Genomic DNA, 13,011 nt, shown 5'->3' with positions numbered 1-13,011 from the left:
GCCAGCAGTCAGAGCGCCTGCGCCGCTGCCCAGCCGCTCGCCCAGGCCCATTGGAAGTTGTAGCCGCCCAGCCAGCCCGTGACATCGACTGCCTCGCCAACGGCATAAAGCCCCGGCACGCGCCGCGCCTCCGTCGTTTGAGAGGACAGTTCGGCGGTGGAAATGCCGCCGATCGTCACTTCGGCCTTGGCGAAGCCTTCGGTGCCGTTGGGCGTGAAATCCCATGCCGAAAGGCGGCGCTGCGCCTCTTCCAGTTTGCGATCCGGGATGTTGCCGAGATCGCCGGGCAGCGCCAGCCGCTCCGCAAGCGCATCGGCCAGACGGTCGGGCAAGTGCCCGCGCAGAGCCGACGTCACAGAGGCGCGCGGCTTGCTGCCCTTCGCCTGCACCAGCCAGCCAGCGGGCGCGTCGGGCAGGAAGTCGAGGCTGATGGCGCTGCCATGACGCCAATAGGAGGAGATTTGCAGGATCGCCGGGCCGGACAGGCCGCGATGGGTGAGCAGCGCCGCCTCGCGAAAGGCGGTCTTGCCATGACGGGCGATGACAGGCGTGGAAACGCCCGATAGCGAACGGAACAGCAGGTCTTCACCGCCCAGCGTCAGCGGGACGAGCGCCGGGCGCGGTTCGACGACCTTAAGGCCGAACTGGCGCGCCAGATCATAGGCAAATCCGGTGGCGCCGATCTTTGGAATGGCCGGACCGCCGGTCGCGATGACCAGCGCCGGGGCGCGAGCGACGCTGCCGCCATGGGCGACGGTGAACAGGCCATCGGCGTGGGTTACGGCGGTGATGCCATGATTGAGGCGGATGACGACGCCGCCCGCCTCACATTCGGCAAGCAGCATGGCGACGATCTGGCGCGCGGATTGATCGCAAAATAGCTGGCCCAGCGTCTTTTCATGCCAGGCAATGCCATGCCGTTCGACCAGCGCCAGGAAATCGGTGGGCGTGTAGCGGCCAAGCGCGGACTTGGCGAAGTGCGGATTGGCCGACAGGAAGCGATCCGGCGCGCAGTGGATATTGGTGAAGTTGCACCGCCCACCGCCGGAAATCAGGATTTTCTTTCCCGGCTGATCAGCATGGTCGATGACGAGCACGCGCTTGCCGCGCTGCCCCGCCACCGCCGCGCACATCAGCCCTGCACCGCCAGCGCCCAGGACGATGGCGTCATAAGGATCGGATTGAGACGGCATCAACCTGCGGAAAGCGCGTCCATGATCTGGCGAACCGGGGTCAGATCATAGCCTGCCGCCTCGGCCTGTGCCGACAGCGCGGCGGGATGATCGCCTGCGCGGGCGCGCGTGAGCGCCCAGAGCAGCGTGCTGCGCGTGCCGGAGCGGCAATAGGCGAGAACCTTGCCCTCCCCGGCCTGACCGAGCGCCGCGGCCATGCCGTCGAGCTGCCAGGGGGCAAAGCCGCCATGGGCGACAGGCACGGCGGCATAGGCGATACCGGCGGCCTTCGCGGCGGCTTCGATTTCCGCGCCGTTGGTCTGGCCCGATTCCTCGTCATCGGGGCGGTTGTTGATGATGACGGCCACGCCCAGCGCCTTGGCTTCCTGCACCTGATCGACGCCGATCTGGGGGGAGACGTAGAGGTTGGGGGTGAGTTGGCGGAACATGGGCGGGACTCCTTCTTGGCGATGCCATGCGCTTGTGGGGGAAGGGTTTCAAGGGGGTTGGGATTTTTGGCGCGCAGAGGCGCGCAAGGGCGCAGAGAGGATTTTTGGTTCACGCGGAGACGCGGAGGCGCGGAGAATGAGAGAGAGAGGAAAGCAGTGACCGCCGCCAAGCTCACCTCCCGCCGAAGGCGAACTGAATATTTGCGCTGCGCGCTGGCTCAATTCGATGACCTCACCCAACCCACGGCTCTCTCCGCGCCTCCGCGCCTCCGCGCCTCCGCGTGAACCAAATCCCTCCAACGCCTCTGCGATCTCTGCGCCTCTGCGCGAACCAAATCCTCCCGTCAGAGAAAGGGGCGGATCGCAGTAAGGAAGGCGTCTCCATAGGCGTCCAGCTTGCGTTGGCCGACGCCGCTGATGTGCCCCAGTTCGGCAAGGCTGGCAGGGCGTTGCTCGGCCATCTCGCGCAGGGTTGAATCGTGGAAGATCACATAAGGGGGCACGCCCTGTTCCTGCGCCAGTTCGCGGCGGCAGGCGCGCAGGGCGTCGAACAGCGGATCGCCGACCGGGTTGTCCGCGCTGCCGTTACGGGCGCTACGGCGGCGGCGTTCCTTGCGCGGGGCGAGCAGCAGGCTGACCTCATCTTCACCACGCAGGATCGGGCGGGCGTTGGGCCCGAGCTCCAGGCCGCCATGTTCGTTAGTTTGCAAAGCATCTTTCACGATCAACGCGCGTGAGACCGGGCGTAGCAAGGGAATTTCGTCGCCCGTGACGATGCCATAGACGGAAATCTTGTCGTGGCCGCGTTCGCGGATGCGATCGGTAACGGCGCCGGTCAGCACCTGTTCGATATGGCCTGCGCCAAAGCTCTGGCCGGTGCGATAGACGGCGGACAGGAACTTGCGCGCCGTTTCTGTGGCGTCGATGCTGGCGGGGGGATTGAGGCAATTGTCGCAATTGCCGCAGGTTGCGGGCGGATGCTCGCCAAAGTGGCGGAGCAATATGGCGCGGCGGCAGATGGCGGTTTCGACTAAGCCGCCCATGGCGGTGATGCGGGCGCGCTCGCCCTGCTGGCGGCTGGGGTCGAGTTCGGTAAGCCGCTGGCGGGCGCGGGCGAAATCATCCGCGCCCCAGAAAAGATGCGCTTCGGCCGGTTCGCCGTCGCGGCCCGCGCGGCCCGATTCCTGATAATAGCCTTCAATCGACTTGGGCAGCGCGGCGTGGGCGACAAAGCGGACGTCGGGTTTGTCGATGCCCATGCCGAATGCGATGGTGGCGACCATCACCATGTCCTCGCTGCCGATAAAGGCGGACTGGTTGGCGGCGCGCACGGCAGGGTCCAGTCCGGCATGATAGGCGCGGGTTGGGCGGCCCGTGCGGGTCAGCGTCTCGGCCAGCTTTTCGGTGGCGGCGCGGGTCGGCGCATAGACGATGCCGGGGCCTTCGCGGCTGGCGATCAGGTCGGATAGCTGGCGGGGCAGGCCGTCGCGCGGGTGGACGGCGTAGCGGATATTGGGGCGGTCGAACCCGGCGATCACCAGCCCGTCGCGCGGGATGCCGAGCTGGACAAGGATATCCTCGCGCGTGTGGGCGTCGGCGGTGGCGGTCAGCGCGAGGCGGGGGACGTCGGGAAATTCATCCAGCAGCGGGCGGAGCAGGCGATAGTCGGGGCGGAAATCATGGCCCCATTCGGACACGCAATGCGCCTCGTCTATCGCGAACAGCGCGATTTTCGTCGTGCGCAGGAGGTTGCGAAAACCCTCGCCGCTTGCGCGTTCCGGCGCGACGTACAGCAGGTCCAGATCGCCATTGCGGAGCCGCTCCTGCGTTTCGCGCCAGTCGCTATCGACGCTGGTCAGGCTGGCGGCGCGAATGCCGACCGCCTGCGCGGCGCGAAGCTGGTCGTGCATCAGGGCGATGAGCGGTGAGATGACGACGCAGCAGCCGTCGAGGGCGACGGCGGGAAGCTGGTAACAGAGCGACTTGCCAGCGCCCGTCGGCATGATGGCGAGGGTCGGTTGACCCGCCATCACCCGGCCCACCACCTGTTCCTGCACGCCCCGAAAAGCCGGAAAGCCGAAAATGTCGTGCAGGAGCGTGGCGATGTCGGGGCGCATCAGGGGGCTGTAGCGGCTGTGGCGGGAGAGGCAATATGCGGCTGTGCGGCGTTACTCGACAGGGTCGAGCAGGCAGCCCCAGCCCTGGCGATAGCGGGCGGTGCGGGACGCGAGCAGCGGGACGCTGGCGTCGATGCTGCGCGATTCAGGGTCGTCGGAGAGCGTCACGAGCGCCATGCCGGGTTCCTTGTCGCCCCTGCAACTGTCCATCGAGCGCCCCTCCACATAGCGGCAGGAACAGATGACGCGCGCGCCGAATCCCGCGCCCACGGCCGCCTGGGCGCGCAGAGACGTCCAGTTCCAGGCGAGCAGGATGGTGAGCGCCGCCGCGACTGCGGCCAGGGCATAAATCCATTTCGGGCGGCCGGACATGCTCCCCTTTCCGATGAGCCGTGCTAAGGCCGCGGCTTATGAAGCTCGAGCGGAAAAGCGTAAAGCAGATTGGCGTGGCCGTCGCCATTTTGTCCCTGTTGACGGCGGGAGCGCTCACCGTGCGCGCCGCCGACCCGGAGCAGCGCTATCATGTGGCGGACGATGCGGGCGTCGATGCAGGCGATCTGCGGGCCGCCATCGACCCGCTGTTCGAAGGGGACGAGGATGTGGGCGAAACCCGCGCGCTGATCGTCATGCGGCGGGGCGAGATCGTCGCCGAACGCTACGCGCCGGGCTTCGGCCCGGACACGAAGCTGTTGGGCTGGTCGATCGGCAAGAGCGTGACGGCGGTGCTGGTGGGGCTGATGGTGTCGGACGGGCGGCTGGCGCTCGATTCGCCGGTGCCGGTCGCGGCCTGGAGCCAGCCGGGCGACCCGCGCGGGCGAATCACGTTGCGGCAACTGCTCGCCATGACGTCAGGGCTGGACCATGTCGAGCATGAGGAACTGCTGGCGCAGGCCGATACCGTACGGATGCTGTTCACCGACGGGGCGCAGAATATGAGCGCCTTTGCCGAAGCCAAACCGCTGGCCCATGCGCCGGGTTCGCGCTTTTCCTACAGCACGGGCAACACGCTGATCCTGACCGACCTGATGGCGCGGATGTTGACCAACAGCGCCAGCGCTGACGCGCGGCGGCGGGCGATGCAGACATTCATCGACGGGCGGCTGGCGGTTCCTGCGGGCCTTAAAAGCCTGACGGCGGAATATGACGCGGCGGGCACGATGATCGGCGGCAGTTTCATCCATATGACCGCGCGCGACTATGCGCGTTTCGGCGAGTTGCTGCGCCGCCATGGGCGTGGGCCGAACGGACATCAGATCGTGCCGGAGAAATGGGTCGACTTCATGCGCACCCCGTCGCGGCGCAACCCGGCCTATGGCGCGCATCTGTGGCTGAACCGCGAGGGCGAGGAAAGCGCGCTGATGCCCGGTGATGCGCCGCGAAGCCTGTTCGGCTGCGTCGGCCATGGCGGGCAATATATTCTGGTGTCGCCCGGCCAGGGGCTGACCGTGGTGCGCATCGGCATGTCGCCGGAAAAGGAACAGCGCGCGGCGGTGAAGCGCGGACTGGCGAAGCTGATGCGGCTGTTCCCGGCCTAGAGGATGAACTGGCCCTCTATCACGGTGCGGCAGGCGCCCGAGAGGATGACGCGGTCGCGTTCCAGCCTGCACCCGATACGCCCGCCACGGGCCGACGCCTGAACGGCGCTGAGCTTTGTCTTGCCAAGGCGCTGCACCCAGAAGGGGGTGAGCAGGCAATGGGCCGAGCCGGTAACGGGGTCTTCGTCCACGCCGCCGCCCGGCACGAACACGCGGCTGATGATGTCGCTGTCCTCACCCGGTGCGGTGGCCATCAGCATGATGTTGCCCAGCGCGCGCAGTCCGGCGAAATCGGGGCGTAGCGCGCGAACGGCGGCAGCATCGGGGAAAAGGAACAGGCTGTAGCCGCCTTCCCGCCAATGCGATTCGACGGGCGCGCCGCCCAGCCCCGCCGCAAGGTCGGGCAACGGGCGCGGCTCCATGGACCAGGCGGGAAGCGAGAGGGCATAGCCTTCGCCATCGCGCGCGACGGTCAGGACGCCCGCCTGGCGCGTGCGAAACCGGAGCGCGGTGCGGCTGCCCATCAGCACATGACCGCTCGCCAGCGTGGCATGGCCGCACAGCTTCACCTCCACGGCCGGAGTGAACCAGCGCAACGCATAGTCGGCGTCGGGATCGTCCGGGGTGGGCACGGCGAAGGCGGTTTCGGAGAGGTTATTTTCCTGCGCGATCGCTTGGAGCGTATCGTCGTCGAGCCAGCGGCCGAGCGGCATGACCGCTGCGGGATTGCCGGTGAAAGGCGCGTGGGCGAAGGCATCGACCTGTGTGAAGGGGAGACTGGTCATGAGCGGTCCTTGGGTGATGGCGTCATGATGGCGGTGCGGGGCGGCGAAGGACAGGGCCGGTCGGGTGGGAGTGGTCTTTTGGACGTGGAGAGGTTGGTGATGGGGTGGAGATCCCAGCGTTCGCTGGGATGACGAAGGGGGCGCGCCTTAGGGCTTCATGAAAATGGGCCAGCCATGTCTCCATGGCTGGCCCGTGTTCGCGGCTTGAGGGGACGTTTTGACCGTCAATCCATGCTTGGGCCAAAGGCCGAAGAGGAATGACGCTCCCCAGGCTTACGCACTGCCGCTCGCCCTCCCGCGGGCGATCTATGAGCAGGATAATAACCTAGATCACGCGAGTCGTCTCGCGCCCATCCAGCGTTTACCGGGAAATCCGCTCGTTTCGGCCTGTCAGTCGCCGCCGCACTGGGCGCGATGAAGCAGTTTCTGGTCGGCCAGCACGAGCGCCATCATCGCTTCGACTACCGGCACGCCGCGAATGCCGACGCAGGGATCATGGCGGCCCCTGGTGATGATGTCCGACGCTTCGCCCTCCCGCGTCACGGTTTCGACCGGGATCAGGATGGAACTGGTCGGCTTGAAGGCGACGCGCAGCTTGACCGGCTGCCCGGTGGAGATGCCGCCCGCGATGCCGCCCGCATGATTGGCCAGAAATTCCGGTCCGTCCGCGCCGGGCCGCATGGGATCGGCATTGTCTTCGCCACGCAGGCGCGCGGCGGCGAAACCGTCGCCGATTTCGACGCCCTTGACCGCATTGATGCTCATCATCGCGGCGGCGAGTTCGCTGTCCAGCTTGGCGTAGAGCGGCGCGCCCCAGCCCGCTGGCACGCCGCTGGCGACGCATTCCACGACCGCGCCGAGCGAGGAGCCATCCTTGCGCGCGCCATCGACCAGTTGTTCCCAGCGTTTGGCGGCTTCTGGATCGGGGCAGAAGAACGGGTTGTTGTCGATCTCGCTCGCGTCGAAACGGGCATAGTCGATGGCGTCCCCGCCAATCTCGCTGACATAGGCGAAGATATCGACGTCCGGAATGACGAGCCGGGCGACGGCGCCCGCCGCGACCCGGCTGGCGGTTTCGCGCGCCGAGGAACGCCCCCCGCCGCGATAGTCGCGAAAGCCATACTTCGCGTCATAGGCATAGTCGGCATGGCCGGGGCGATAGGCCTTGGCCACGTCCGAATAATCTTTCGACCGCTGATCGGTATTTTCGATCATCAGGCTGATCGGCGTACCGGTGGTGCGGCCTTCGAACACGCCGGAAAGGATGCGCACCTCGTCCGGTTCACGGCGTTGCGTGGTGAATTTGGAAGTGCCCGGCTTGCGCTTGTCCAGGAAAGGCTGAATGTCCGCTTCGCTGATCGGAAGGCCGGGAGGGCAGCCGTCCACCACCGCGCCGATGGCAGGCCCATGGCTTTCGCCCCAGGTGGAGAAGCGGAATACGCGGCCGAAGGTGTTGAAGCTCATGCTCCCCTCTCCCCCAGGGAGAGGGAGGGGCCCGAGCCGCAGGCTTGGGAGGGTGAGGGGCAGTTGCGCGCCACAGCCATGATCTCTTCCAACACTCCGTCGATATTCGTCATCACATCGACATTGGCGAAGCGGATGACATGATAGCCTTTGACGGCCAGATATGCCGTGCGCCGCGCATCCGCAATGCTGCTGTGCGCGTGGGTGTCGCCGTCGATCTCGATTACCAGGCCAAGTTCGAGGGCGGCGAAGTCAGCTATCCAGCAGTCCAGCCAGACCTGACGGCGGAATTTGATGCCGCCAAGCTGGCGATTGCGGAGTTTTGCCCAGAGGCGCTTTTCTGGCTCGGTCTGGTTTCGGCGCAGGGCGCGGACGCGATTGAGCCGGGTTTTCGGGTCAGGTCTTGTCATTTCCCTCACCCTCCCGTCGCTTTGCGACGGGCCCCTCCCTCTCCCCAAGGGGAGAGGGATTCTTTCAACTCAGCCCTTGTCGAGGGCGATGTCAGGCGCGTCCTCGGCCTTCATGCCGATGACGTTGTAGCCTGCATCGACATGATGGACTTCACCCGTGACGCCGGACGCCAGGTCGGAAAGGAGGTAGAGGCCCGCGCCGCCCACATCCTCGATCGTCACGTTGCGGCGCAGCGGGCTGTTCAGTTCATTCCACTTCATGATGTAGCGGAAATCGCCGATGCCGCTGGCGGCCAGCGTCTTGATCGGGCCGGCGGAGATCGCATTGACGCGGATATTTTCAGGCCCCAGGTCCATCGCCAGATATTTGACGCTGGTTTCCAGCGCCGCCTTGGCGACGCCCATGACGTTATAGTGCGGGATCACCTTTTCCGCGCCATAATAGGACAGGGTGAGCAGGCTGCCGCCCTCCGCCATCAGCGCGCGCGCGCGGCGGGCGACGGCGACGAAGCTGTAGGCCGAGATGTTCATCGTCATCAGGAAATTTTCGAGGCTGGTGTCGACATATTTGCCGCGCAGCTCATTCTTGTCGGAAAAGCCGATGGCGTGAACGACGAAATCCAGCTTGCCCCAGCGCGCCTTCACCTCGTCGAAGGCAGCGTCGAGCTTGTCCATGTCCGACACGTCGCAATCGATCAGGAAATCCGACCCGAGTTCCTCGGCCAGCGGCCGAACGCGCTTCGCCAGCGCCTCGCCCTGATAGGAAAAGGCCAGTTCCGCTCCCTGCGCGCGCAGGGCCTTTGAAATGCCCCACGCCAGCGACTTGTCATTTGCGAGCCCCATGATGAGCCCCCGCTTCCCCGCCATCAAGCCCGTCATCTGATGTCCCGTTCCCTTTGCTATCGGTCGCGGCAGGCTCCAGTTCCTCTTCGGGAAATTCAGCAAGCGCCGCATTGAGTTCCGCGCCAATTACCACGCCCAAGCCAACGAGGAAGAAAAAAATGAGCGTGATCATGACGCCGGCCAGGCTGCCATAGGTGCGGTCGTAGCCGCCCAGCAGAGACAGCGTATGCGGCAGCAGCATCGTGACGCCATACCACCAGAGCGATGTAGCCACCGCGCCCGGCCATTTGGGGAAGCGGCTGTCCTTGTAGGCGCTGGGCGTCAGCGAGAAATAGAGATAGTAGAGCGCGACGCACAGGATCAGCATCGGCAGGATGCGCGTCAGCGTGACGATCTGGATCGCCTGATCCGCGAAGGGCAGTATCTGGCGCAGGAACTGGTCGATGCCGGTGATGATGACCTGCACGGAAAAGGCGAACATGACGGCAAAGACGCTGATCAGGGTAATGCCGATCGCGTTGAGCCGATAGTGCCAGAAGGGGCGCGTGCTCTTTGTCCCGTAGGCGCGGCGCAGGATGTCGCGGATCGTTTCGATAAGGCTGCCGACGGTCCACAGGCCCACCAGTCCGCCCAGCCAGAGCAGCGGGCCGGTGCGGGCGTTGAGGACGTCGATGATCGGCTGTTTCACGACCGATGCGACGCCGGGGGGCACGGTTTCCAGAAAAGCGCCGACTGCGGCCAGCCCGTCCTCAGACCGGCCAAAGATGCTCGCCACCGCCGCCGCGACGATGAAGAAGGGAAAGAGCGTCATCAGCGACAGGTAGGCAAGGTTGCCCGCATGGATGAAGCCGTCATTATAGGTGCCGACAGCCACGCGCTTCACGATTTCAAAGGCGTGGCTGCCGGGACGAACCCTGGCGATATGGCGGTGTATGTGGGCGCGGGCGTCCTGGGCGACGCGCTTGCGGCGGGATTCGGGCGAATAGGGCGAAGGGCTAGGCATGCGGTCTCCTTGCCCTTGCCAACGCCCTAGACGCCCAGATGGGCGCGAACCGCCCGGCTGTCGTGCCAGCTTTCGACCAGCGCCTTGATCGCCGGATCATCGCCCGGCACGTCGATCAGCAGGCGCACCAGCTGGTCGCCACGCTCGCCGCCCTTGTGGGTGAAGCCCTTGCCCCGCAGCCGCAGCGTCTTGCCGCTGGTGGCGCCAGCGGGCACGCCCAGCATCACGGGGCCATCGACCGTGGGCACCTTGACCTTGCCGCCCTTAACCGCTTCGTCGAGCGTGATCGGCAGGTCGAGCAGCACATTGTCCCCGTCACGGGTGAAAAAGGGATGGAGCTTCACCTCGATGGTGACGATCGCGTCCCCTGCCCCGGCCGGTCCCGACTGTCCCTTGCCCGACAAGCGCATCTGCGTGCCGCTCTCGACCCCGGCGGGGAGCTTGAGGTCGATCGTCTTGCCATCCTGGAGCGTGATGCGCTGCGGCGCGAGGGTGGCGGCGTCGACGAAGCCGACCGCCAGGCGATAGGAGACGTTGGCGCCCTTCTGCGGCGGCGCGCCCCGGCCAAAGCCGCCAAAACCGCCCGCGCCGCGCCGGGCTCCACCGCCGCTGAACAGTCCTTCGAAAATATCGCCGAAATCCGCGCCGTCGTCGAAACCGCCGCCCGCGCCCGGCCGACCGCGAAAGCCGCCGCCACCGCCGCCGCCGAAGCCGAAGGGCGCCGTGGGATTGCCGTCGCCGTTGATTTCCCCGCGGTCGAACCGCGCGCGCTTGTCCTTGTCCGACAGCAGGTCATAGGCGCTGGAAACCGCCGAAAAACGCTCCGCCGCCTTGGGATTGTCCTGGTTCCGATCAGGATGCAGTTCCTTGGCCAGCTTGCGATAGGCCGACTTGATCTCTGCCTCGCTTGCGCCGCGTGCGACGCCCAGAGTGGAGTAGGGATCCGCCATTGCCCGATATCAATCCTTGTTCGAAAAAACCGATTTGCGCCATATGTGGCGAAAGCGTCACGATCGTTCAAGCGGCGTGACCATCGACATGATCCTGTTCCACCCCTAGATCAGCAACATGACCGACCCATTCACCCTGTTCGACCAATGGTATGGCGAAGCGCGCCAGAGCGAGATCAACGACAGCAACGCCATGGCGCTGGCCACCGCCGATGCGCGCGGGCGGCCTTCGGTGCGGATGGTGCTGCTGAAAGGACATGGGCCGGACGGCTTTGTCTTCTACACCAATTTCGAAGGGCGAAAGGCGGAGGAACTGCTCGCCAATCCCCATGCGGCGCTGATGTTTCACTGGAAATCGATGCGGCGGCAGATCCGGATCGAAGGGCCGGTGGACACCGTCGATGATGCCGCCGCCGACGCCTATTTCGCGACCCGCAGCCGGGACAGCCAGCTGGGCGCATGGGCGTCGGATCAGTCGCGCCCCCTGCCCTCGCGCGATGTTTTCATGGCGCGCTATGCCGATGCGCTGAGCCGGTTCGAAGGCGGCCCCGTGCCGCGCCCGCCGCACTGGTCGGGTTTTCGCGTGGCGCCGGACCGGATCGAATTCTGGCAGGATCGCGAGCATCGGCTGCATGAGCGGCGGCTGTTCGAACGTGACGGCGATGGATGGCGCGAGGGACTGCTTTATCCCTGAGCTTTCCAAAGCGCGGAATCGGGGCGCTCGTTCGTTCAATGGGATAGGCGGCCACGCGGGCGCCTGTCAGGTGTGCCCGCCGGGCACGGCTTAGAGGGGTTGCATGCGAAATCGACTGACGGCGTTCATCCTGACGGGCATGGTGCTGGGGGTGATTACGGGTTTCGCGGCCAATCTGTGGGTCGGCGGTGACAAGGTTCTGGCCAAGGATGTGGCGGGTTATTTCCACCTGCTGGCCGACATCTTCCTGCACCTCATCAAGATGATCATCGCGCCGCTGGTCTTTTCCACGCTGGTCGCGGGCATTGCGCATATGGGCGACAGCGCGGCGCTGGGACGGATCGGTGGGCGGGCGCTGGCATGGTTCATCATCGCCAGCCTGATTTCGCTGACGCTGGGCCTGATCTTCGTCAATTTCTTCGCGCCCGGCGAAGGATTGAACCTGGTGCGCAGCGGCGCGGATTCGGGCGTGAATACCGAAGCGCTGAATTTCAGGGATTTCGTCCTGCACGTTTTCCCGACCTCCATGGTCGGGGCAATGGCGGAAAATTCGATCCTGCAGATCGTGGTCTTTTCCCTGTTCGTCGGCGTGGCGCTCACCGCCATCGGGGAAAAGGGCAAGCCCATCGTGACGGTGATCGAGGCGATGGTCGAGCTGATGCTGCAGGTCACCGGCTATGTCATGCGGGTGGCGCCCTTCGCCGTGTTCGGCGCGCTGGCGTCGGCAATCACGACCGAGGGGCTGGGCGTGCTCAAGACCTTCGGGGAACTGGTGGGCGAATTCTACCTGTCGCTGTTCGCGCTGTGGATATTGCTGTGCTGCGCGGGAGCGCTGTTCCTCGGGCGGCGGATGATCAAGCTGCTGAAATATGTGCGCGAGCCGCTGCTGATCGCCTTTTCGACCGCATCGTCCGAAGCGGCCTACCCCAAGATGCTGGAGCAGCTCGACAGGTTCGGCGTGCCCCGGCGCATCTACAGCTTCGTGCTGCCGCTGGGCTATTCGTTCAACCTCGACGGGTCGATGATGTATTCGACCTTCGCCACCATCTTCATCGCGCAGGCCTATGGCATCGACCTGCCCATCGCGACGCAGATCACCATCCTGCTGGTGCTGATGGTGACCAGCAAGGGCATCGCCGCCGTGCCCCGCGCCTCGCTGGTCGTCGTCGCGGCGACACTCGGCCAGTTCGACCTGCCGGTGGAAGGCATCGCGTTCATCCTGGCCGTCGATCATTTCATGGACATGGGCCGCACCGCGACCAACGTGCTGGGCAACGCCATCGCGACATCGGTCATCACCAAATGGGAAGGCATGCTGGAGGTCGAGGAGCCGGATTATGTGCCGCATCCCAAGGCGCCGACCCATACGGCCGCGCATGGCCGGGCCGGTCTGGAACTGGCGAGCGACATGGTGGACGACAGGCCGCACGGCTGACACCCCCTTCGCCGATGTGGCCTGACGCGATGCCCGCGCTTCATGGGCGGGATCCATTGACCCTGAAACATTACGGCAGTTAAACGGTTGTCCTGTCAGGACGGCATGGGGAGCAGCCTGTGAAAGGGAAGAAGAAGGCCGCATTCTCGCTGCA

General features: G+C 65.6%; 13 protein-coding genes. 3 read left to right on the top strand and 10 right to left on the bottom strand.

The genetic code is table 11. The annotated features are described in order from the left end of the window. Positions 1-8: 8 nt before the first annotated feature. From B6S01_RS09775 to B6S01_RS09760, 4 genes are all read right to left on the bottom strand, one after another. Entirely contained in the window at positions 9-1,193 is a 1,185-nt protein-coding gene (locus tag B6S01_RS09775) for a BaiN/RdsA family NAD(P)/FAD-dependent oxidoreductase (protein ID WP_037462881.1), read from the bottom strand. Then, on the bottom strand, positions 1,193-1,621 hold the full coding sequence (locus tag B6S01_RS09770; RefSeq protein ID WP_037462883.1) for a protein tyrosine phosphatase family protein: 429 nt from the start codon (positions 1,619-1,621) through the stop codon (positions 1,193-1,195). Before B6S01_RS09770 ends, B6S01_RS09775 begins: the two co-directional genes overlap by 1 nt. 344 nt (positions 1,622-1,965) lie before the next feature. After that, a complete protein-coding gene (gene recQ / locus B6S01_RS09765) occupies positions 1,966-3,738 on the bottom strand; it encodes a DNA helicase RecQ (protein ID WP_037462885.1) in 1,773 nt (590 codons plus the stop codon). 51 nt (positions 3,739-3,789) lie between these two features. Beyond that, complete coding sequence (locus B6S01_RS09760) at positions 3,790-4,110, bottom strand: hypothetical protein (protein ID WP_037462887.1); 321 nt, start codon at positions 4,108-4,110, stop codon at positions 3,790-3,792. Positions 4,111-4,148: 38 nt separating this feature from the next. Here B6S01_RS09760 and B6S01_RS09755 point away from each other — a divergent pair, with 38 nt between their 5' ends. After that, positions 4,149-5,273 carry a serine hydrolase domain-containing protein gene (locus tag B6S01_RS09755; protein WP_037462889.1) on the top strand — a complete coding sequence of 375 codons (1,125 nt, stop codon included), beginning with the start codon at positions 4,149-4,151 and terminating at the stop codon, positions 5,271-5,273. On the opposite strand, the gene B6S01_RS09750 is transcribed toward B6S01_RS09755, so the two are convergent. From B6S01_RS09750 to B6S01_RS09725, 6 genes are all read right to left on the bottom strand, one after another. Next, on the bottom strand, positions 5,270-6,058 hold the full coding sequence (locus B6S01_RS09750) for a PhzF family phenazine biosynthesis protein (protein WP_037462891.1): 789 nt from the start codon (positions 6,056-6,058) through the stop codon (positions 5,270-5,272). The genes B6S01_RS09755 and B6S01_RS09750 overlap by 4 nt on opposite strands. A 390-nt stretch (positions 6,059-6,448) precedes the next feature. Next, positions 6,449-7,522, bottom strand: a complete 1,074-nt coding sequence (gene aroC, locus B6S01_RS09745) for a chorismate synthase (RefSeq protein ID WP_037462893.1) — start codon at positions 7,520-7,522, stop codon at positions 6,449-6,451. Beyond that, complete coding sequence (locus B6S01_RS09740) at positions 7,519-7,932, bottom strand: endonuclease domain-containing protein (RefSeq protein ID WP_051908047.1); 414 nt, start codon at positions 7,930-7,932, stop codon at positions 7,519-7,521. The genes aroC and B6S01_RS09740 overlap by 4 nt, the downstream gene beginning before the upstream one ends. 69 nt (positions 7,933-8,001) lie before the next feature. Beyond that, complete coding sequence (fabI, locus tag B6S01_RS09735) at positions 8,002-8,811, bottom strand: enoyl-ACP reductase FabI (protein ID WP_037462894.1); 810 nt, start codon at positions 8,809-8,811, stop codon at positions 8,002-8,004. Continuing rightward, on the bottom strand, positions 8,759-9,778 hold the full coding sequence (locus tag B6S01_RS09730; protein ID WP_051908024.1) for a YihY/virulence factor BrkB family protein: 1,020 nt from the start codon (positions 9,776-9,778) through the stop codon (positions 8,759-8,761). Before B6S01_RS09730 ends, fabI begins: the two co-directional genes overlap by 53 nt. A 26-nt stretch (positions 9,779-9,804) precedes the next feature. Next, on the bottom strand, positions 9,805-10,728 hold the full coding sequence (locus B6S01_RS09725; RefSeq protein WP_037462895.1) for a DnaJ C-terminal domain-containing protein: 924 nt from the start codon (positions 10,726-10,728) through the stop codon (positions 9,805-9,807). Positions 10,729-10,846: 118 nt separating this feature from the next. Between B6S01_RS09725 and pdxH the strand changes: the two genes are divergently transcribed. Together pdxH and B6S01_RS09715 are read left to right on the top strand one after the other, a co-directional pair. Continuing rightward, positions 10,847-11,422 (top strand): pyridoxamine 5'-phosphate oxidase, encoded by a 576-nt coding sequence (pdxH, locus tag B6S01_RS09720; RefSeq protein ID WP_037462897.1) that lies wholly within the window; start codon positions 10,847-10,849, stop codon positions 11,420-11,422. Positions 11,423-11,525: 103 nt separating this feature from the next. After that, positions 11,526-12,857, top strand: a complete 1,332-nt coding sequence (locus B6S01_RS09715) for a dicarboxylate/amino acid:cation symporter (protein ID WP_037462898.1) — start codon at positions 11,526-11,528, stop codon at positions 12,855-12,857. The last annotated feature ends 154 nt before the right edge of the window (positions 12,858-13,011 follow it).

This window comes from Sphingobium herbicidovorans (assembly GCF_002080435.1).
GTDB classification, from domain to species: Bacteria; Pseudomonadota; Alphaproteobacteria; order Sphingomonadales; family Sphingomonadaceae; genus Sphingobium; species Sphingobium herbicidovorans.
This window is presented reverse-complemented; position numbering and strand designations above follow the sequence as displayed.